The sequence below is a fragment of the Veillonella parvula genome, from assembly GCF_048309325.1.
In the GTDB taxonomy this organism is placed as follows: Bacteria; Bacillota; Negativicutes; order Veillonellales; family Veillonellaceae; genus Veillonella; species Veillonella parvula_T.
Genome location: NZ_DBFBTX010000003.1, coordinates 1 through 22,542 on the forward strand (window position 1 = coordinate 1; position 22,542 = coordinate 22,542).

13 protein-coding genes and 1 riboswitch are annotated in these 22,542 nt (G+C 38.3%); all 13 genes read left to right on the forward strand.

The features are described 5' to 3' along the window. The coding region (locus ACMKPP_RS02490; RefSeq protein WP_418369263.1) for a YadA-like family protein at window positions 1-1,513 on the forward strand (1,513 nt) is incomplete at its 5' end. A gap of 292 nt (window positions 1,514-1,805) precedes the next feature. Then, the gene (locus tag ACMKPP_RS02495) at window positions 1,806-3,959 is read left to right on the forward strand and encodes an ATP-dependent Clp protease ATP-binding subunit (RefSeq protein WP_413085561.1); all 2,154 of its coding nucleotides are present in this window, start codon (window positions 1,806-1,808) and stop codon (window positions 3,957-3,959) included. A 77-nt stretch (window positions 3,960-4,036) separates the two neighbouring features. Then, window positions 4,037-4,144, forward strand: a riboswitch (TPP riboswitch). Between the two features lie 78 nt (window positions 4,145-4,222). Beyond that, window positions 4,223-5,527: a phosphomethylpyrimidine synthase ThiC gene (gene thiC, locus ACMKPP_RS02500; protein ID WP_278470517.1), complete on the forward strand. Its 1,305-nt coding sequence runs from the start codon at window positions 4,223-4,225 to the stop codon at window positions 5,525-5,527. A gap of 23 nt (window positions 5,528-5,550) precedes the next feature. Then, entirely contained in the window at window positions 5,551-5,748 is a 198-nt protein-coding gene (gene thiS, locus ACMKPP_RS02505; protein ID WP_008602700.1) for a sulfur carrier protein ThiS, read from the forward strand. 4 nt (window positions 5,749-5,752) lie between these two features. Then, window positions 5,753-6,028 (forward strand): thiamine phosphate synthase, encoded by a 276-nt coding sequence (locus ACMKPP_RS02510; RefSeq protein ID WP_195395074.1) that lies wholly within the window; start codon window positions 5,753-5,755, stop codon window positions 6,026-6,028. Window positions 6,029-6,207: 179 nt separating this feature from the next. Continuing rightward, entirely contained in the window at window positions 6,208-6,975 is a 768-nt protein-coding gene (locus tag ACMKPP_RS02515) for a LamB/YcsF family protein (RefSeq protein WP_418369264.1), read from the forward strand. A 128-nt stretch (window positions 6,976-7,103) separates the two neighbouring features. Next, entirely contained in the window at window positions 7,104-8,300 is a 1,197-nt protein-coding gene (locus tag ACMKPP_RS02520) for an NRAMP family divalent metal transporter (protein ID WP_008602694.1), read from the forward strand. Between the two features lie 74 nt (window positions 8,301-8,374). Then, window positions 8,375-9,118 (forward strand): 5-oxoprolinase subunit PxpB, encoded by a 744-nt coding sequence (gene pxpB / locus ACMKPP_RS02525; protein WP_195395076.1) that lies wholly within the window; start codon window positions 8,375-8,377, stop codon window positions 9,116-9,118. Next, window positions 9,105-10,127: a 5-oxoprolinase subunit C family protein gene (locus ACMKPP_RS02530; RefSeq protein ID WP_195395077.1), complete on the forward strand. Its 1,023-nt coding sequence runs from the start codon at window positions 9,105-9,107 to the stop codon at window positions 10,125-10,127. The genes pxpB and ACMKPP_RS02530 overlap by 14 nt, the downstream gene beginning before the upstream one ends. Before the next feature lie 416 nt (window positions 10,128-10,543). Then, complete coding sequence (locus tag ACMKPP_RS02535; RefSeq protein ID WP_418369265.1) at window positions 10,544-17,839, forward strand: ESPR-type extended signal peptide-containing protein; 7,296 nt, start codon at window positions 10,544-10,546, stop codon at window positions 17,837-17,839. 255 nt (window positions 17,840-18,094) lie between these two features. After that, on the forward strand, window positions 18,095-19,504 hold the full coding sequence (locus ACMKPP_RS02540) for an MATE family efflux transporter (RefSeq protein WP_008602691.1): 1,410 nt from the start codon (window positions 18,095-18,097) through the stop codon (window positions 19,502-19,504). A 552-nt stretch (window positions 19,505-20,056) separates the two neighbouring features. After that, a complete protein-coding gene (locus ACMKPP_RS02545; protein WP_418369266.1) occupies window positions 20,057-21,094 on the forward strand; it encodes an OmpA family protein in 1,038 nt (345 codons plus the stop codon). Window positions 21,095-21,320: 226 nt separating this feature from the next. Beyond that, window positions 21,321-22,442: an AI-2E family transporter gene (locus ACMKPP_RS02550; protein WP_008602687.1), complete on the forward strand. Its 1,122-nt coding sequence runs from the start codon at window positions 21,321-21,323 to the stop codon at window positions 22,440-22,442. The last annotated feature ends 100 nt before the right edge of the window (window positions 22,443-22,542 follow it).

Consider the following 22,542-nt stretch of genomic DNA (forward strand, 5'->3'; position numbering starts at 1 on the left):
GACTAAAGGCAATATTACATCCGAAGGTACTGTAGAAGGTAAAGACCTCAAAGCGGGTGATGTAACTGTTAACAAGGACAACAAAGGTACTGTGAACGGTTTATCCAATAAGACTTGGACTCGTGGACAGGCTCCTGTGAGCGGTCAAGCAGCGACAGAAGACCAAATCCAAGCGGTAGATACTCGTGTGATGGCCGTAGAAGATAAGGTGGCGGACTTCGGTTGGTTGGCGAAGAGCAGTGCTACAGGTACAGGCCAAGCGACAGGCAATAATGTAGCGACTAAGGTTGGCGATAAAACGGAAGTAGAATTCCGTGCCGGTGACAACCTCACTATTGACCAAACAGGTACTACTTTCACGTATTCCTTGAATAAGAATATGACAGGTCTTGAAAGTGTATCCGTAGGCGATGTAGCAAATGATAAACCGGGCGTTGTATTGAACGGTGCTGACGGTACTATGGGCGTACGCGGTAAAGATGGTGCGAATGCATCTATTACGGCGGCTAAAGGTGCTGACGGCTTGACAGGTACTGGTGCTGGTAAAGATCGTATTGTTTATGAAACGAAAGACGCTAACGGCAATCCTGTAAAAGAAACCGTAGCAACAATGAATGATGGGTTACATTTCGCTGGCGATAACGGAAATACAGTTATCGACAAGACATTGAATCAAAAACTTGAAATTGTTGGTGGTGCTGACGCAACGAAATTGACTGACAATAATATCGGCGTTAATGCAAAAGACGGCAAGTTGCAAGTACAATTAGCTAAAGATTTAAATGGTTTGTCCAGTGTAGAAGTGAAGGACGATAATGGTGCATCTACTGTTATGAAAGGTGACACTATTAAGAGCAAAGATGCAGCAGGAAATACCTCTGTTGTAAATGGCTCTGGCGTGACTATCACACCTGCTAATCCGCAAAATCCAAATGCTGGTACAGTGTCTTTGACTACTGAAGGCTTGAATAATGGCAACAATCAAATCAAGGGCGTTGCAGCTGGTACAGCAGATACAGATGCAGTTAACCTTGGTCAATTGAAAAAATCTAATGCTCAGCTTGCTAATGCAATTGCTAATGTTGAAACCGAAACACAACGAGTAGGCGCTCATGCGGCGGCTATGTCAGCGTTGAAACCAATTCAATATGATCCATTAGAGCCAACTCAAGTGATGGCCGGATATGGTAACTATCGTGGTAAGAGTGCAGCAGCATTAGGTCTTGCTCATTATACTAATGAAGATACAATGTTCAACGTGGGTGTTTCCGTAGGTGGACGTCATAATATGATCAATGCCGGCTATACTCACAAGTTTGGTAACAGCGATGCTAAAAAAGCTGTATCAGAACGCTACAAAGGCGGTCCAATCAGCTCCATTTATGTGATGCAGGATGAAATGACCTCTTTGAAACAAGAGAATAGTAGACAAAAAGAAGTATTGGATAAACAACAAGCTGAAATCGAATCGTTGAAAGCTATGGTTAATAGTTTACTAGCAACTAAAGGCTAATAATTAAATATAGTAATTGAAACGATGATTTCGCTATAACATTCTTATAGTGTTATCCGATGTCGTAAAGAAAAAAGGTTCCGTAGGAAGTTGATGGACGATAAGCCTCAACTGAAATACGGAACCTTTTTTGTTGTTAGAATATAAAGTCAAAAATATTTTAAAATTTATCTTTTGACTTATTGACTTTTTGACTTTTAAGGGTTATTATAATGTCATAGGGTAAATAAACCCAGTAAAAATATTATTAGTCAAATAGTTAAACTCTATGATGTATGAGGGGGTAAAATATATGAACAACAACTTTAACAACTTTGGTAATGAATTTTCTAGCATGAATGATTTGTTTAATCAATTGATGGGTAATATGGGGGGGTATTCCACAGAACGACGTAGTTATAAGATTAATGGTCGCGAAGTAACTCCAGAAGAATTTGCGTTTTATCGTCAAACTGGTCGATTACCATCTAATGAGGAAATGCAAGCTGCTCAAGCTGCGCAACAAGGTAAAATTAAACAAGATGGCATCCTTGCTCGTTTGGGGACAAACTTAACTCAACAAGCTCGTGATGGTAAACTCGATCCTGTAATTGGTCGTAACAAAGAAATCCAAGAAACCGCAGAAATCTTGGCGCGTCGTACTAAAAATAATCCTGTACTTGTAGGTGATGCTGGTGTTGGTAAAACTGCAGTAGTAGAAGGCTTGGCACAAGCTATTGTAAATGGTGATGTTCCAGCAGCTATTAAAAATAAAGAAATCATTTCCATCGATATTTCCGGATTGGAAGCTGGTACTCAATACCGTGGTTCCTTCGAAGAAAACATTCAAAACCTTATTAAAGAGGTAAAAGCCGCTGGGAATATTATCTTGTTCTTCGATGAAATTCACCAAATTTTGGGTGCTGGGTCCACAGGTGATGGTCAAGGGTCCAAAGGCTTGGCAGATATCTTGAAGCCTGCTTTGTCCCGTGGTGAAATGACAGTTATAGGTGCTACAACACAAGATGAATACCGTAACACAATCATGAAAAACGCAGCTCTTGCTCGTCGTTTCAATGAAGTTAAGGTTAATGCACCATCTGCAGAAGATACTTTCAAAATCTTACAAGGCATTCGTCCATTGTACGAAGCGCATCATAATATTGAATTGCCAGATGCGGTGTTGAAAGCAGCTGTAGATTATTCCGTACAATATATTCCACAACGTAGCTTGCCTGATAAAGCTATCGACTTAATCGATGTAACAGCAGCTCACTTGGCATCTCAACATCCTGTAACAGATATTAAAACATTGGAAGCCGATATTGCAGATGCTAAAGCAAAACAAGAGGAATATGCTCAAAAAGAAGACTATGAATCTGCGATTAATGAAAAAATGCGTATTCAAAAGTTACAAGCAGAGCTTGATAACCATACAGAAAATCAAAAGGTAGTGGCTAAGGTTAACGATGTAGCAGAAGCCGTTGAAAGAATGACAGGTATCCCTGTATCTCAAATGGGAGCATCCGATATCGAACGCTTGAAAGACATGAAATCTCGTTTAGAAGCTCATGTAATTGGTCAAGATAAAGCAGTAGAAGCTGTATCTAAAGCAATTCGTCGTAACCGTGCAGGCTTTGACGAAGGTAACCGTCCAATCGGTAGCTTCTTATTCGTAGGTCCTACTGGCGTAGGTAAAACAGAATTAGCTAAACAATTAGCTTTAGATATGTTTGGTAACAAAGATGCAATCATTCGCTTGGATATGTCCGAATATAGTGATCGCACAGCCGTATCTAAATTGATAGGTGCTACAGCTGGTTATATTGGTTACGAAGATAACTCCAACACATTGACGGAACGTGTTCGTCGTAATCCTTATTCCATCGTATTATTCGATGAAATCGAAAAAGCAGACCCTCAAGTTATCACATTACTTCTACAAGTATTGGATGATGGTCGCTTAACAGATGGTCAAGGTAATACAGTAAACTTTAAAAATACTGTTATCATCGCTACATCCAATGCAGGTTTCGGTTATGGCAGTGACAATGATGATGAAAATAAAGTAGATGTAATGGAACGCATCGCTCCATTCTTCCGTCCAGAGTTCTTGAACCGTTTCAACGCAGTTATCGAGTTCAATCAATTAAGCAAAGAAGATTTGAAAAAAATCGTAGATTTGATGCTCGACCAAGTTAATAAGACTTTGGCTAAGAAAGACATCACTCTTGATGTAACAGATGCAGCTAAAGAATTGTTGATGGAACAAGGGTATGACAAAACTATGGGCGCTCGTCCATTACGTCGTGTTATCGAATCTGAAATCCGCGATAATGTAACTGACTTCTACTTGGATCACATAGATGCTAAACACTTGCTTGCTGATGTTAAGGATGGGCATATTGTAATCTCTGAAAAAGCAGATTCCGATAATAGCAAAGACCAAGATAAGGCTGAGAAATAAAGAATAGACGTAAAAGTGTCAGAATAATCATTTGACAAATCTGAATAAAGTAGTAATATTAATAGCATAATTATATAGTGAGTATGCAAGGGAGCCTATTATATAGGCTGAGAAAGGGCTGCGAGCACCTGACCTTTATACCTGATCGGGATCATGCCCGCGTAGGAAGCACGCTAATACTTAATATGGGTATCGATCATTTTGTTCGATACCCATTTTTGCATACCTAACTATATATGTCTTTTATATAGGAGGATGTAAAAATGTTTATGACACAATTGGAATCGGCTGTAGCTGGCGTAGTTACGAAGGAAATGAAAGTAGTCGCGGAAAAAGAACGTATGGATGAAGAGGTGTTATGTTCCCTAGTGGCAGCAGGAAAGGTTGTTATTCCTTGTAACAAGCAACATACTAGCATTTCGCCTGAGGGGATTGGTAAGCGTCTAAGAACTAAAGTCAATGTTAATTTAGGTACATCGAAAGATGTCACTGATTATGATAGTGAGATTGAAAAGGTTAATCGAGCTATTCGACTTGGAGCTGAGTCGATTATGGATCTTTCCACTCATGGTGATACTCGTATTTTTAGACGCAAATTAATCGAGACATCGCCAGTAATGATTGGTACAGTGCCTATCTATGATAGTGTCATTCATCATCAAAAAGATTTGGGTGAATTAACGGCTCAAGATTTCTTGGATACTATTCGATTACACGCACAAGATGGTGTAGATTTTATTACTATTCACAGCGGTATTACAAGAAAAACAATAGATCAAATTAAGAATCATAAACGGATGCTTAATATTGTTAGCCGCGGAGGAAGCTTGGTGTTTGCATGGATGAGCATGACAGGCCATGAAAATCCATTCTATGAATACTTTGATGAAATCTTAAAGATTTGCAAAGAATATGATGTTACTTTGTCTTTAGGTGATGCTTGTCGTCCAGGTTGCTTGGCGGATGCAACTGATGTGTGCCAAATTGAAGAGCTTGTAAGGCTTGGTGAATTGGCAAAACGAGCGAAACAATATGGTGTACAAGCTATGATTGAAGGACCTGGGCATGTACCTTTACATCAAATACAAATGAATATGGAAATACAAGAGTCCTTGTGTGATGGAGCGCCCTTCTATGTGTTGGGGCCGCTCGTAACAGATATTGCTCCTGGCTACGACCATATTACGGCTGCCATTGGTGGGGCTGTAGCTGGTATGCATGGGGCGTCATTCTTGTGCTATGTTACACCAGCGGAACATTTAGCCTTACCAAATGCAGATGATGTAAAAGACGGAATTATGGCTTTCAAAATAGCGGCGCATGCTGCAGATATTGCTCGTGGTATTCCTAATGCAAGAGATATAGATGACACTATGGCTAAAGCACGTCAAGTTCTCGATTGGGAGGCACAATATGCTTGTGCCCTTGATCCTGAACGGGCTCGTTCTATTCGTGAAAGTAGAGCACCGGAGGAAGATCATAGTGAAACCTGTTCGATGTGTGGCAAGTTCTGTGCTGTACGCAGTATGAATAAAGCTTTACAAGAAGAATATATTGATATTTTATAAGCTTTTTCATATGGGAGGTCATTATGGATTTGATTGTTAATGGAGAGCCAAAGTATGTTGTAGGTGAGCAACTTCATTTGATTCTTGATGAATTAGGCTATTCTGGTAAACACTTTGTAGTTGAGCTTAATGGAGAGATTCTTAGTAAGGAAGCATATACAACCACTAAATTAACGGCTGCTGACAGATTAGAAATCGTTAGCTTTGTAGGAGGTAATTGATATATTGGATACATTTACTATAGGTAATATTGGGGTAGGGCCTATTTTTTCTACACAGACAAAACCCAATGCTAATCCTGTAGGAATTTCTTATGTATATTGGGCAAAGCAATTTAGTAAGTTTCCTATTGTTGCTATTGGGGGGATTAAAATGACAAATACTGATACCGTTTGGCAAGCGCATCCCGATTTTATTTGTGCCGTTTCTGAAATAACAGAATCGGATAATATACAAAATACTATTTATGAGCTCATGATGGGATATAGTAGGGTCAGATAAAAAAGAGTATACATACAAACCACAAGATTTTAATCTTGTGGTTTTTGTATTTATAAAATAATTTTGTAGATTTGATAAATATCCTTGCTAAGATATAGGTTTATTTAGTATAATCGTATCATTAAATTCGATATTCTATAGAATTTATAAAATAGATGAAGATGGAGAGGTAATAGTATATGTCTCATTATGTAGATTTAAATAGTGATTTAGGCGAAAGTTTTGGTAATTATACATTAGGTATGGATAGTGAAGTATTAAATCACGTAACAAGTGCTAATATTGCTTGTGGTTGGCACGCTGGAGATCCTCTTATTATGGATGCGACTGTCCGCATGTGTAAAGAAAAGGGCGTAGCCGTAGGGGCACACCCTGGTTATCCAGATTTGATGGGATTTGGTCGTCGTGCGATGGCAGTAAATCCTGCGGAGGCAAAAGCCTATATGATATACCAACTGGGCGCACTACAAGCTTTTTGTGATAGCCATGACCTTATTTTACAGCATATGAAGTTACACGGTGCCTTTTACAATACAGCTTGTGTTACGCCTGTAATAGCTGATGCAATTTTAGATGGTTTACAAGCAGTAAATCCCAATATTGCGGCCATGGTATTGAGTGGTAGCTATATTGCTCAAGAGGCACAGCGACGAGGTATTTCTGTTATACAGGAGGTGTTTGCCGATCGTGGCTACACAGAGGAGGGAACATTGGTTCCTCGTACAGAAGTAGGTGCTTTCATCAAAGACCCACAAGAGGCTTTAGACCGAGTTCTCATGATGGTTACAAAGGGTAAGGTTGTTACTAATACGGGGAAGACCATTGATATTGTGACAGATTCCATATGTGTTCATGGAGATAATCCTGAAGCGATAGCTTTCACAAAGTATATTCGGGAAGGGCTATTAAAAGCTGGTATAACGGTGGCGAATTTTCAACACCGATAACACTATTAAGAACATTAAAATAAATGCTTAATTAATACTAACAGAAAATACGAATATAAGTATTAAAAGCAAGTATGAGCTTTAAGCAATAAGTATGACATAGATTAATTATTATTTTGGAGGTTCCTATGAAACCAATTACAGGTAAAGCGAGTTTCTCTGTCCTATTAGGGGCAGCTTTCTTAATGGCCACGTCATCTATTGGGCCTGGCTTTATGTTGCAAACAGCAGCGTTTACAAATGAGTTGAAAGCAGACTTTGCATTTGCTATCGTTATATCCGTTATTTTCTCTATTATTGCACAGCTTAATGTCTGGACAATTATTGGTGTATCCCAAATGCGCGGTCAAGATATTGCGAATAAGGTATTACCAGGCCTTGGGTATATAGTGGCATTTTTAATTTCCCTTGGTGGATTAGCCTTTAATATCGGTAATATTGGTGGTGCTTCTATGGGCCTCAATATTATATTTGGTATCGACACAACAACAGCAGCGGCTATTAGTGGTATTTTGGGCATCTTACTATTTACATCTAAGAAGATGGGTGGTGTTCTAGATAATACGGCTAAAGTACTCGGTACGGTTATGCTCGTCCTCATTGCTTATGTAGCATTTTCAACGAATCCCCCGGTAGGGACAGCAGTGACTCATGCGATAGTACCTACGAATTATCCGTGGCTTGCTACGATAACTCTTATTGGAGGGACCGTAGGTGGCTATATAACATTCTCTGGTGGTCATCGCCTTATTGATGCTGGTATTACAGGTCAAGAACATTTAAAGGATGTACGTCGTGCAGCGATTATGGGCATGTCTGTTGATGCGCTAGTTCGTATATTATTATTCTTAGCTGTTCTTGGTGTGGTATCTATGGGATTTGTACTAGATGCTAAGGATCCAGCTGGTTCTGCTTTTCTTTTAGGAGCTGGTGAAATCGGGCATAAATTATTCGGTATAGTGTTCTTCTGTGCCGCATTGACCTCTGTAGTAGGGGCTGCCTACACATCAGTATCCTTCTTAAAAACATTGTTTAAGGTGGTAGAACGAAATGAAAAATTGACTATTATGGCATTTATCTTTATTTCCACATGTATCCTGATTTTTATTGGTAAACCAGCATCTCTATTGATTTTAGCCGGTTCTGTAAATGGGTTAATATTACCTGTTACATTGGCAGTTATGCTTGTCGCAACTCATAAATCTGAAATCGTAGGAACATATAAACACAATAAACTTTTATATTATACAGGGTGGATTGTAGTGCTCGTAACATCTTATATTGGTGTTACATCTTTAAAAGGTATTGCTAAGTTACTAGGTTAATTAATTATCTGTGAAAGCACCATTACGTTCGTCTTGAATGTGATGGTTCTTTCTAGTTATAGCAGGAGGTACATATGAAACCTACAATTTCACCTGTAGGGGATTGCGCTATCTCTATTGATTTTGGTCAAGTAATAGATCCAAAGATTAATCGACAAATCCGACAAGTTATAGAGCAGATTAAACTCTTACAGCTAGATGGAATTATTGAACTAGTTCCTACATACTGTGCATTGCTTGTTCAATATGATGCAATGGTATATACGTATTCCGACATTTGTGGAACTATTAATCCTATATTACAAGAAACTGTAACAGACAGCGCAAATGAACGTGTTACGATTGTTGAAATCCCGACCATATACGGTGGCGAGTATGGTCCAGATCTAGGTTTTGTAGCCTCTCACAATCATATAAGTGAAGCTGAGGTTGTATCCATTCATAGTGGTACTGATTATTTGGTTTATATGTTAGGTTTTATTCCTGGTTTTACTTACTTAGGTGGAATGGATCCTCGCATTGCAACTCCGCGGTTGTCTTCGCCAAGAACTTTGATTCCTGCCGGGTCTGTAGGTATTGCAGGAGAACAGACTGGCACATATCCATCAGATTCTCCAGGGGGATGGCAGATCATTGGGCGTACACCTGTGACTATGTATGATATGTCTAAAAAACAAGCTGCATTATTAAGAGCAGGGGACTACGTTCGTTATGTGCCCATCGATGATACTGAATTTTATCGTATTAAATCTTTAGGTTCAGCTTATGTTCCTGTTGTACATGAAGTAGAGGTAGGTGATTTGCGTGGCTTTAAATAGTTTTAAGAAAGCTTCAATCCACGTAGATGGACCAGGGATGTATACAACGATTCAAGATGCAGGACGAGTCGGCTATCAACAATATGGTATGCCTGTAGCGGGGCCTATGGATAGTGAAAGCTATCTATTGGGGCAGGCTTTAGTAGGAAACAAGGAGCTTTTAGGTGCTTTAGAATGCACCGTGCTACCGCCTACACTAACGGTTCAAGGTACATGTATTGTTGCTTTTACAGGGGCTGATATGCACCCCACTATTAATAATATAGTCGTGCCTCGATACATACCTTTTATATGTCATGAAGGAGATATTATTTCTGGTAGCTTTAGCCAATGTGGCGTGCGTATGTATATTGCTTTCTCCGGCGGTATTGATGTTCCTACTATTAATGGTAGCGTATCGACTCATACAAAGGCTAAGATAGGTGGTCTTGAGGGGAGACCGTTACAAGCAGGTGATCAGTTTGGCATTAAAGCATTTACTAGAGACGAAGTGAATGTGTGCGACTTCTATGATGGTCATAACTTATTCAATATCGCCTTATATAACCGCGGCGGCCGTGAGTGTCACGAACCTTTGCGTGTTGTTCTCGGAAATCAAGCAAAGTATTTTACAGAGAAAGGAATCAAGACCTTTGGTAGTAAAATATATACATTGACTGTACAATGTGATCGCATGGGCTTTCGCTTGGATGGCCCTGTTATAGAGCATATAGATGGTGCAGATATTATCTCCGATGGCGCTGTATTTGGTTCTATCCAAGTTCCTTCTGATGGAAACCCTATAGTGCTCATGGCAGATCGGCAAACAACAGGTGGCTATACAAAGATTGGTACTGTGATTACGGCAGATTTACCTAGGTTAAGCCAATTACCAGTGGGGGATGGAATTCATTTTGATATCATATCTGTCGAAGAAGCACAAGCGATATATCGTACATATATGAAACGCTTACATAAGCGCATACAATTAGCACACGAACAAAGTGTATATGCCTTTAATTTAACTTAATTGATTTTCCCTATTTAATTATATAAACTAGCAATAAAGCTATCTTGTAGATTGTTATTTCTATGAGATAGCTTTTTGTTATGTAATGTAAGATGAATTGATGAGGTGGTGGGAAAATATAATCTTATAAAACAAGTTTAAAATAATGATTATGAATTTATATTCATTTTATCTCTTCGTTATGGTATAAAATAAGCCCGTATTTTATATAAATTTGTGATATAAATCACTATAAAACGCATTAATGCTGCATTTGTACGCCGCGTAGAATTATGAATAAAAAATGAAAAAGCTTGATAGCGTATTAAAGGTTTTGATATACTTATAATATTGAAGATTTTGGAATTCTCGTATGACTTACCATATGATAAAACATCGAGGGAGCATTACTATTACTATATTTTATAGGAGAAAGTATGAATAAGATTTTTAAAGTGGTTTGGAGCAAATCAAAAAACTGCTACGTAGTAGTATCTGAGTTCGCTAAGAATAATAGTGGCAAAAAGAAAATTGTTGTAGCAGCAATTTTGGCTGCATTAGCAATGACTAATGCTAGCATCTCTATGGCGGCAAATACTTTGCCTACAAATATGCATGCAACAGCAGTAGGCTTGGGGGCTGGTGCTTCTGTTACTGGTGATAAAGCTGTAGGTTTCGGTCAAAATGCAGCAGCTGCAGGTGGATATTCTATTGCAATAGGGTCTAATTCTAGTACCAGTGTTAACAGTCCACAAGGAATCGCTATTGGTGGTGGTAATACTGCTAATGAAGGTGCAAGAGTAATTGGGGAGCAAGCAATTGCCATTGGGGGAAATACAATAGCTCAAGGTAACTCTTCTATTGTTATTGGTGGCGATGATGTAGTTAAAGCCGATGGTGTAAAAGTTATTTACACTACGAATAATGGTGAGAATAAAACTGGGGATTTGCGTAGTGCGGTTCAAAGCTTAACAGGATTTGATATGAGAAACCCACTATATACATCGGCAACGGCTGGTGAATCCGGTATCACATTAGGCATGAAAGGTCAGTCAGGCAATGTGGGCATTGCCATTGGTACAGGTGCAAATGCGAAGGATCGTTTATCAGGAACTTCTAGTGGGGCTTCTGGTCAAGCCAATAATGATGTAACAAATGCTATTGCTATTGGCACAGGGGCTAGGGCAAATCGTGATAATGCTATTGCCATCGGTGGTGGTTCTAACACTGATGTAGGCGGTACAAAACAATCTAGCTATACTTTGCCAAATAACGTTGTTGCTTCCTGGGCTGGTGGTGATAAAACATTGCCAGGTGACGTTGTATCTTTTGGTTCTAAAGGGTATGAACGTCAGTTGAAACATGTGGCTCCTGGCGAAGTAAGTGCTACTTCCACAGATGCAATTAATGGCTCTCAACTTAGCGCTATTGTAGACCAAATCGCTTATAAATATATATCTATAAAATCTTCTGATGCTGCTAATAAAGATAATACTGGTGCTACGGCCGATAATTCTATTGCTATTGGCCCAAATGCCGCAACAGACGCATCTGCGAGTCGTTCTGTAGCTGTTGGTGATGGCGCTAGAGGTAAAGTAGTAGATGGTGTAGCTGTTGGTTCAAAATCTATAGCTGATATTGCTTCAGGCGTAGCGGGATATAATGTTAATGCTAGTCGTACAGATATATATGCTGGTTTAAGTGGTGCTGCCCTAACGTCTAAATTAGGTGGTGTTGCTGTTGGTACGATAAACCAAACACGTCAAATTAACTATGTTGCTGCTGGTACTGCTGATACAGATGCAGTAAACGTGGCACAGTTAAAGAGTGTTAATCTAGCTTTTACAGGTGATACTGGTACAGGCGATGTGAACCTTGCTAATAGTAAATTGGCTGTAAATGGTGATAATACATACATCAGCACTACAGCTAATGGTAAGAAAATTACAGTTTCTGGTAAAAAGCAAGACATTACTGTAGCAAATGGTAGCGCTACAGCGACTGCTGGTATGGCGGATTCTGCTAACGTAGCTAATGCGATTAATCAAGCGATTGATCAAAATAAATATGGTTGGAATCTTTCTGCTAATGGTGAAGCTACACCAGTAGCGGTTGAAAAAGGTAATACAGTAGATTTTTCTGGTGACGATAATGTTGCGGTTGCTAGAAATGATAAGAAAATCTCTGTAGCTTTGAAAAAAGATCTTTCTAAATTAAACAGTGCTTCTTTCAATAATGCTGGCGGTAATGAAACTGTTAAAATTGATGGTGATAAAGGTATCAATGCTGGGAATTTGAAAGTTGCTAATGTAGCAGATGGTGTTGCTGATAAAGATGCTGTCAATGTATCTCAATTGAAAAAAGTTGATGATAAAGCTGAAGCTAACAAAATTGCTATTGATACAAATAAAACTGCAATAGCTAAAAATGCAGGCGATATTGCAACAAACAAAACAGATATTGCTGCCAATAAGGACAGTATTGCTGCGAATACGCAAAAAATTGCTGACAATAAAACAGCAATTGACAAAAATGCGGGTGAAATTGCTACAAACAAAGGGGATATTGTTTCTAATAAAGCTAATATTGCCCAAAATACTGCTGCTATCGGTCGTAAGATTTCTTTAGGTGGTAACTCTGGCTCTACCGATGAAAAATCCTTGAGCACAGGTGATGTGAAATTTAACGTAAAAGGGGAAAATGGTCTTACTACTGTTGCTAATGGCGACGATGTGACTGTTAAACTCGATGATACGACTAAAGGCAAAATCGATAATGCAACTGATCGAGACTTGAGCAATTTGACTCCTGACGGTAAACAACAAGTTAAGAATTTATCCGCATGGAATGTAGTAGCTAATGGTAATACTGCTGAAAAAGTTGAAGGTGGCAATACAGTTAAGTTTATCGATGGTGATAACATTTCTATTACTCAAAATGGTAAGGACTTCACCATTTCTACTAAACAAGATGTAACTTTTGATACGGTAACAGCTACTCAAACGATTACAGCGCTAAAGGTTAAAGCGACAACTGGGGTTGAAGCTCCTCAAGTAACAGGCTTGACCAACACTGCATGGACTCCGGGACAAACACAACCTGTATCTGGTCGTGCCGCTACAGAAGACCAATTGAAACACGTTGATGATCAAGTAGCGGAAAATAAAGCCAATATCGCTGATAATACAGATAAGATTGGCAAAAATGCTGATGCCATTGCAGATAACAAGCAAAAGATAGCTGCCAATAAATCTGCAATTGATAAAAATACTGGCGATATTGTTACAAACAAAGGGGATATTGCTTCTAATAAAGCTAATATCGCTCAAAATACTACTGCTATTGCCCGTAAGATTTCCTTAGGTGGTAACTCTGGTTCTACCGATGAAAAATCCTTGAGCACAGGTGATGTGAAATTCAATGTGAAAGGTGAAAATGGTCTTACGACTGTTGCTAATGGCGACGATGTGACAGTTAAACTCGATGATACGACTAAAGGTAAAATCGAGAATGCAGCTGATCGAGATTTGAGCAATTTGACTCCTGATGGTAAACAACAAGTTAAGGAGTTAGTAGCTTGGAATGTAGTCGCTAATAATGAAACGGCTGAAAAGGTTGAAGGTGGTAATACAGTTAAGTTTATCGATGGTGATAACATTTCTATTACTCAAAATGGTAAAGATTTCACCGTTTCCACTAAGAAAGATGTAACCTTTGATACGGTAACAGCTACTCAAACGATTACAGCGCCAAAAGTGAAAGCGATAACTGGGGTCGAAACACCTCAAGTAACAGGCTTGATTAACACTACATGGGTTCCAGGTCAAACACAACCTGTATCTGGTCGTGCAGCCACAGAAGATCAATTGAAACAAGTTGATAATCAAGTGGTAGAAAACAAAGCCAATATTGCTGATAATACAGATAAAATTGGCAAAAACGCTGATGCCATTGCCGACAATAAACAAAAAATTGCTGACAATAAAACGGCAATTGATAAGAATGCAGGTAATATTGCTACTAATAAGGACAATATTGCTGCGAATAAAGCTGATATCGCAGCCAATACAGATAAAATTGGTAAGAATGCTGATGCTATTTCAGATAATAAGCAAAAAATAGCCGATAATAAAACTGCAATTACTAAAAATACTGGCGACATTGCTACAAATAAAGGGGATATTGCTTCTAATAAAGCTAATATTGCTCAAAATACTGCTGCTATCGCTCGTAAGATTTCTTTAGGTGGTAACTCTGGTTCGACTGATGAAAAATCTTTGAGCACAGGTGATGTGAAATTCAATGTTAAAGGTGAAAACGGTCTTACTACGGTTGCTAATGGTGACGATGTGACTGTTAAACTCGATGATGCGACTAAAGGTAAAATCGAGAATGCAGCGGACCAAGACTTGAGCAATTTGACTCCTGACGGTAAGCAACAGATTAAGAATTTAGCAGCTTGGAATGTAGTCGCTAATAATGAGACGGCTGAAAAGGTTGAAGGTGGTAATACTGTTAAATTTATTGATGGTGATAACATTTCTATTACTCAAAATGGTAAAGACTTTACCATTTCTACTAAGAAAGATGTAACTTTTGATACGGTAACAGCTACTCAAACGATTACAGCGCCAAAGGTTAAAGCGACAACTGGGGTTGAAACTCCTCAAGTAACAGGTTTGACTAACACTGCATGGACTCTAGGCCAAACACAACCTGTATCTGGTCGTGCAGCTACAGAAGACCAATTGAAATACGTTGATGATCAAGTAGCAGAAAACAAAGCCAATATTGCTGATAATACAGATAAGATTGGCAAAAATGCTGATGCCATTGCGGATAACAAGCAAAAAATAGCTGACAATAAAACAGCAATTGATAAAAATGCAGTAGATATTGCCACTAACAAAGACAATATTGCTGCGAACAAAACAGATATTGCTACTAATAAGGATAACATCGCAACCAATAAAGCTAACATCGACAAAAACACGACAGCTATTGGCCGTAAGATTTCTTTAGGTGGTAACTCTGGTTCTACCGATGAAAAATCCTTGAGCACAGGTGATGTGAAATTCAATGTGAAAGGTGAAAATGGTCTTACTACGGTTGCTAATGGCGACGATGTGACTGTTAAACTCGATGATACGACTAAAGGTAAAATCGAGAATGCAGCGGACCAAGACTTGAGCAATTTGACTCCTGACGGTAAGCAACAAGTTAAGGACTTAGCAGCTTGGAATGTAGTCGCTAATAATGAGATGGCTGAAAAGGTTGAAGGTGGTAACACCGTTAAGTTTATCGATGGTGATAACATTTCCATTACTCAAAATGGTAAGGACTTCACCATTTCTACTAAGAAAGATGTAACCTTTGATACGGTAACAGCTACTCAAACGATTACAGCGCCAAAGGTTAAAGCGACAACTGGAGTTGAAACACCTCAAGTAACAGGCTTGACGAACACTGCGTGGGTTCCAGGTCAAACACAACCTGTATCTGGTCGTGCAGCCACAGAAGACCAATTGAAACATGTTGATGATCAAGTATCAGAAAATAAAGCCAAGATTGCTGACAATACAGATAAGATTGGTAAAAATGCAGAGGCTATTGCGGATAACAAACAAAAAATAGCTGATAATAAAGCTGCAATTGATAAAAATGCAGTAGATATTGCTACTAACAAAGATAATATCGCAACTAATAAAGCCGATATAGCAACTAATAAAGATAATATTGCGACGAATAAACAAAATATTGCAGATAACAAAGCGGCCATCACTAAAAATGCTGGCGATATCGCAGCCAATAAAGCTAATATTGATAAAAATACAGAAGCTATTGGTCGTAAGATTTCCTTAGGTGGTAATACTGGTTCAACCGATGAGAAATCCTTAAGTACAGGCGATGTGAAATTCAATATTAAAGGGCAAAATGGTATTGTTACTGAAGCTAATGGAGACGATGTAACTGTCAAATTAGATGATGCTACGGCTAATAAAATCAATAATGCAGCAAATACGGATTTGAGCAACTTAACAGATGCTGGTAAACAACAAGTTAAAGATTTATCCGCATGGAACGTAGTAGCTAATGGTAATACTGCTGAAAAAGTTGAAGGTGGCAATACAGTTAAGTTTATCGATGGTGATAACATTTCCATTACTCAAAATGGTAAAGATTTCACAATTGCTACTAAACAAGACGTAACTTTCAATACTGTAAAAGCAAATCAAACTATTACAGCACCAAAAGTGAAAGCTACAGAAGGTGTAGAAACACCTCAAGTAACGGGTTTGACTAACACTGCATGGACTCCGGGTCAAACACAGCCTGTCTCTGGACGTGCCGCCACAGAAGATCAATTGAAACATGTTGATGATCAAGTAGCAGAAAACAAAGCCAACATTGCTGATAATACAGATAAGATTGGTAAAAATGCTGATGCCATTGCGGATAACAAGCAAAAAATAGCTAATAATAAAGCTGCAATTGATAGAAATGCTGCTGATATTGCAACTAATAAGGATAACATCGCAACCAATAAAGCTAATATCGACAAAAACACGACAGCTATTGCTCGCAAGATTTCTTTAGGTGGTAACTCTGGTTCTACCGATGAAAAATCGTTGAGCACAGGTGATGTGAAATTTAATGTGAAAGGTGAAAATGGCCTTACTACGGTTGCTAATGGCGACGATGTAACTGTTAAACTCGATGATGCAACTAAAGGCAAAATTGATAATGCTGCAAATCAAGACTTGAGCAACTTGACAGATGCTGGTAAACAACAAGTTAAAGATATATCTGCATGGAAGGTAACAGCTGCAGGAGGTACTGTTGAAAAAGTACAAGGTAGTGATACCGTAAAATTCCAAGCTGGTGATAATCTTGTAGTTAACCAAGATAGAACTACTTTCACATATGGCTTGGCTAAAGACTTAAAAGGCCTAAACAGTGTTATTGTAGGTGATGAAAACGGTGTATCTACTAAAATCACTCCTGCAGGTACAACTGTGAAAGATGCAGCTGGCAACTCTACTACAATTAATGGGGGTGGTATGACTATTACTCCTGCAGATACAGCAGCTAGCCCTGTATCACTTACTGTAGACGGCTTAAATAATGGTGGCAACAAAATTCATGGAGTAGCGCCTGGCACAGCTGATACTGATGCAGTAAATGTTAGCCAATTGAAAGCATCTAATGCTGGTTTACAAGAAGCTGTTAACCGTGTTGGTACTGAAACACAACGTGTTGGTGCTCATGCAGCAGCTATGGCAGCGTTGAAACCAATTCAATATGATCCATTGGAACCAACACAAATTATGGCTGGTATTGGTAACTACCGTGGTGAAACTGCGGGTGCCATCGGTATTGCTCACTACCGAACTGAAGATACTATGTTCAACGTAGGTGTTTCACTTGGTACTAGCCATAACATGGTAAATGCAGGTGTAACGCATAAATTTGGTGGTAGTCGTGAAAGAAAAGACGCTATTCCAGAACGCTATAAGGCGGGGCCTATTAGCTCTGTTTATGTAATGCAAGATGAAGTATCTAGTCTCAAAAAAGAAAATAGTAATCAAAAAACGGTTATTGCTAATCAAGCAGCGCGTCTAAATACATTAGAAGCTGAAAATGAACGTCAACGTCAAGAATTGGCTGAAACTAAACAAGGCTTAGATGACTTGCGTGCCGTAGTACATCAATTATTAGCTTCTAAAGGTTAAGAGTTGAGAACTAATTTTGATAATAGTCTAAGATAGTTATTTCTCTGTAAAACTAAAGAACCTCTTATACATTGTTGTACTTGATAGGGTATATACATTTCGTATAAGAGGTTCTTTTGCTATTTTGATATGTATTCTTATTTAAAATGCATAACATATGAATGACTTCTCATATGTTGTGTGATATAATACAGTGGAAATAAGAGGTAAAGTGATACCTCTATTATGTATGATCTTGCATGAATAGGAGATAGGATGTTAGACCGTATACAACGATGGCTTTCAATAGACACCATGTTGCCTGTTGCAGAACGATTAGGAGCTGTAGGAACTACAAAGCAGCTATATGGTAATTATTTAAAAATAGCTTGGCCAGCTACATTACAAGGCTTGATGTTACAATTTATGACTGCCATTGATTTGGCGATGGTTGGTGCCTTAGGTGCGTCAGCTCTTGCTTCGGTAGGCATTATGGGTCAACCTGAGATGGTAATGCTCATCTTTTGTCGAGCCTTATCCATTGCTGTGACGGCAATTATAGCTCGTCGTCATGGTGAAGGCGATGTAGATGGTATGAATGCCGTACTCAAGCAATCTATTTTATTGAATTTTTTAATTTATGTACCGTTATTATTGATATGTTTCTTGAACTTAGAGCATATTCTACGTTTTACGGGTGCTGAAGATGGCTATATTGAAACAGCCGTTTGGTATGGTCGTTTCATAGTTATTAGCTTAATATTTCAGTCCTTTAGCCAAATCGTAGGGGCTGCACTCATTGGATATGGTAACACTAAAGTTATTTTTAAATCTAATGTAGTAGGGAATATTTTGAATACGATAATGAATTTCTTCTTGATTTATGGTATTGGTTTCTTCCCTGAACTTGGCGTTATGGGGGCAGGTGTATCCACTATGATCAGTAGTGCTATTATTGCATTATTGTTGTTGCGTACGATTTCACAACATACTTCTACTGGATTAACATTGCGCCATCCATCGAAATGGACTTTTGAAAGGCCCGTATTACATACAATGTTTCATGTCGGTGGCAGTTCTTTAGGAGAACAGTTCTTTGAGCGATTCGGTATGTATACATACACTATGATTGTTGCTTCCTTAGGTGCGGTACCTTTAGCAGCACATTACGTATGTATGAATTTAATGGATATATTTTACTATTTTGCGATGGGTCTTGGATTTGCAGGTGCATCTCATACTGGGCAAAGTCTGGGACACAAACGACCAGATATTGCACGTACTTATGGTAAAATTGGTGCTCGTATTGGTTTAGTCGTGGGCCTTGTAAGTGCATTAATCTTTATTGGTCCTGGTGATTTTTTAGTACAGTTATATACTCGTGAAAGTGATGTTGTCACACTTTCAGCCACTTTGATGGGCATTATGGCTATCGCTGCATTCCCTCAAGCATTACAGCAAGTGTATTCCGGTGTGTTGAAAGGGGCAGGAGATACATATTACATCATGAAATATTCTCTTGTAAGCGTAGCAATCATTCGTCCTATTATTACTTATTTATTGTGCATTACACTAGGTTTAGGACTTTTTGGGGCATGGTTATCTTTGTGCTTCGATCAGTCTCTAAGATTATGTTGTTCTTATTTGAGATTTATTCGAGGAACATGGCAACATAAGGTTGTTTAATGAGATGTAAATTCTTTTTCACATTGAAAGTTTTAGAAGGATTCATGAAAAAGAAGTGAATAAACTCTTGTCTATTAAAAATTTTTGATGTACAATACGTAATGTGAAAAAAATGACACATTGGGGAATGTGTTATCTGACCAGAAACTTCTGATTTCACGTATATATGTAAGGGATATACATATGAAATGATAAAAGCTTCCTTAGTGCATAAGGGAGCTTTTATTCGTTCAATTATAGTTAGATCTATTAGTATATATAATAATGATTTTGATGAACTTATAAGACCAGTAATTTTATTATTGTTAGAGAATCTTAAAAAAGATAAATAGTATTATAATTACGGGAATGTAATATGTGTAGAGAATCGCAGTAATTAGGCAATAGAGAGGGTTTAAATATTTATATTTATAATATTTATCGATAGATATAACTAAAAATTCATCAAATATTCATGAAGAATGTTGAATTATATTGAAAAAATGTGTAAAATATAAGCATATTATTACCAAAGCCTAAGTATTATAAGGGCTGTTTTTGGAGGGAATTATAATGAATAAAAAATTATTAGCTTTATTGGCAGTTGCTGCTGTAGGTGTGTCCGTAGCAGGTGCAACTCCTCAAACTCAATTCAATAAAGGTGAGTTTCAAGTTGATCTTGGTGCGTCTGATTCTAAAGCAAAAACTAAAGCTTGGACTTCTGATGCAAAATGGAACTTTGATGGTGGTGTAACATACGCTTTCACAGATAAAACAGCGTTGCAATACCAATACCATGGTTTGAACGATAAATATAACGGTATGAGCTATAGTGACAGAATGCAAGAAGTTAATTTGGTTCAATCCTTGAACAAAAATTTCGCAGTATATGGCGGTTATGCTCACATTTCTGGTGATGCATTCCCTAAAGCAAATAATATTGCTCAATTTGGTGTAATTGGTAAAGCTAACCTTGGCTCCAAAGTAGACGTTTATGGTAAAGCGGGTGTAGGGACTAAGAGAACTACTACTTGGGAAGCAGGTTTAGGTTATAAAGTTAACCAAGACTGGGATATTAATGCAGGGTATCGTTATATCAATACTAAACGTGATGATAAGTCCAATATTTCCTTCCAAGGTCCAGTAGTTGGATTATCTTACCGTTTTGGCGGTCACAAATCCGTAGCTCCTGTATACACTCCAGCGCCAGCTCCTGTATACACTCCGGCTCCAGCTCCTACTGTAGAAGCGCCTGCATATAAAACTCCTAAATTGGATTACTATGTACAATCTATCTACTTTGACTCCGACCAAGATGTTGCTCGTGCAGACCAATATCCAAACTTAACAGCTGCTGTAAATGCTGCTAACCAATATTCTCAAGACCAAGTTAAATTGATGGGTAACGCTGATACTGATGCAAATCCTCAATACAACATTGCTTTGTCTGAACGCCGCGTACAACATGTGGCTCAATATTTAGTTAACCATGGTGTATCTGCCGATCGTCTTATCGGTATTGCTAATGGTGATGTTAAACCAGTTGCAACTAACTCTACAGCAGCAGGTAAAGCTGAAAACCGTCGTGTAGACGTTTATATTCATCGCTAATCTCTAGACTAATCTAGATTAGGCCTACAATAAGTCCACCTTCAATCATGCTCTCTTGTTTATCGAGAATTCGAGCATGCGATAAGGTGGACTTTTGTGTTATACTAAAATTGCATACAATCCTAGGTCATACAATGTTCATTATGCTTTGGTAATGTATGCGATGTGAGAATCGTATAGTTATATAGGTGTAGCTTATTAATAGTGTTATGTGAAGTAGGTTATTATGAAAGAATTCAAATATTACAAACAGCTCATAGGAGCTATTATACTAGCGGGCATTATGATTATGATGGCACTACGTATAAGTGATATTGCTAGTGGTCTTGACGCTATCTTTACGGCTTTTGTTCCGCTCATTGTGGGTGCTTGTATTGCTTTCGTATTGGATATTCTAGTCGTTCGTTATGAACGATGGCTATGGCCTAAGTGTGACTCTGGATGGAAGTATAAAATACGTCGCCCGTTGAGTCTTTTGCTATCCTTTGTAACAATTAGTGTTATTGTGTATTTTATTGCTCGGATGGCTTTACCTCAATTGATTCATTCTATGTCGATTATTGTAGCTGCATCACCGCAATTGTATACGGATTTCCAAACATGGATGCAACATATTACAGAAACCATTCCAATGGCGTCGAATCAAACGATTATAGATGCCCTAAGTGGAGAGAATATTGCTAAATATACTCGTGAATGGGGGACAAAAGGTGGCACATATATTGTAAATGCAATGGGCACCGTATTGTCTTGGACTTTGAACATAGGTCTTGGCTTAATTTTTGCTGTTTATATGTTGCTTGATAAGGAACGCCTTATGTTACAAGGTAAACGTATATTAAAGGCTTATGCATCAGATGAGTGGGTAAGTCGAGTTAGTTATGTAACTCGTGTAGCAGTTCAAACATTCAGTAATTTTTTTGTAGGTCAGTTTATAGATGCCTTGGTTCTAGGCGTGATGGTAGGTATTACTTTATGGCTATTTAATATTGAATATGCTACAACGATTGCCTGTGTAATTGGTCTAACTGGTTTGATTCCACTATTAGGTATTTATGTTGGTGGTATCATTGGAGCCGTTATGCTACTTACTGTTAGCCCTATGGATGCTCTTATCTATGTAATTATTCTGGAGATACTACATCAAATTGAAAGTAACTTTATTTATCCTAAAATTGTAGGTAACTCTGTTGGATTACCAGGTTTGTGGGTATTTGCTGCTGTTATCGTAGGCGGTAGTTTGATGGGGGTTACTGGTATGTTGATCGGTGTACCTTTAGTGGCTACATGCTATAAATTGATTATGACTGATGTAGATGGACGACTTGCATCTAATGAAGGTTTATAGTATATTGTCTAAATGATATGACTATTTACATATTTTTCGTGTTGCTGAATATAGCATGAACTTATAGAAATTCTAGTGTACTAATAGTTTGATTAATAGA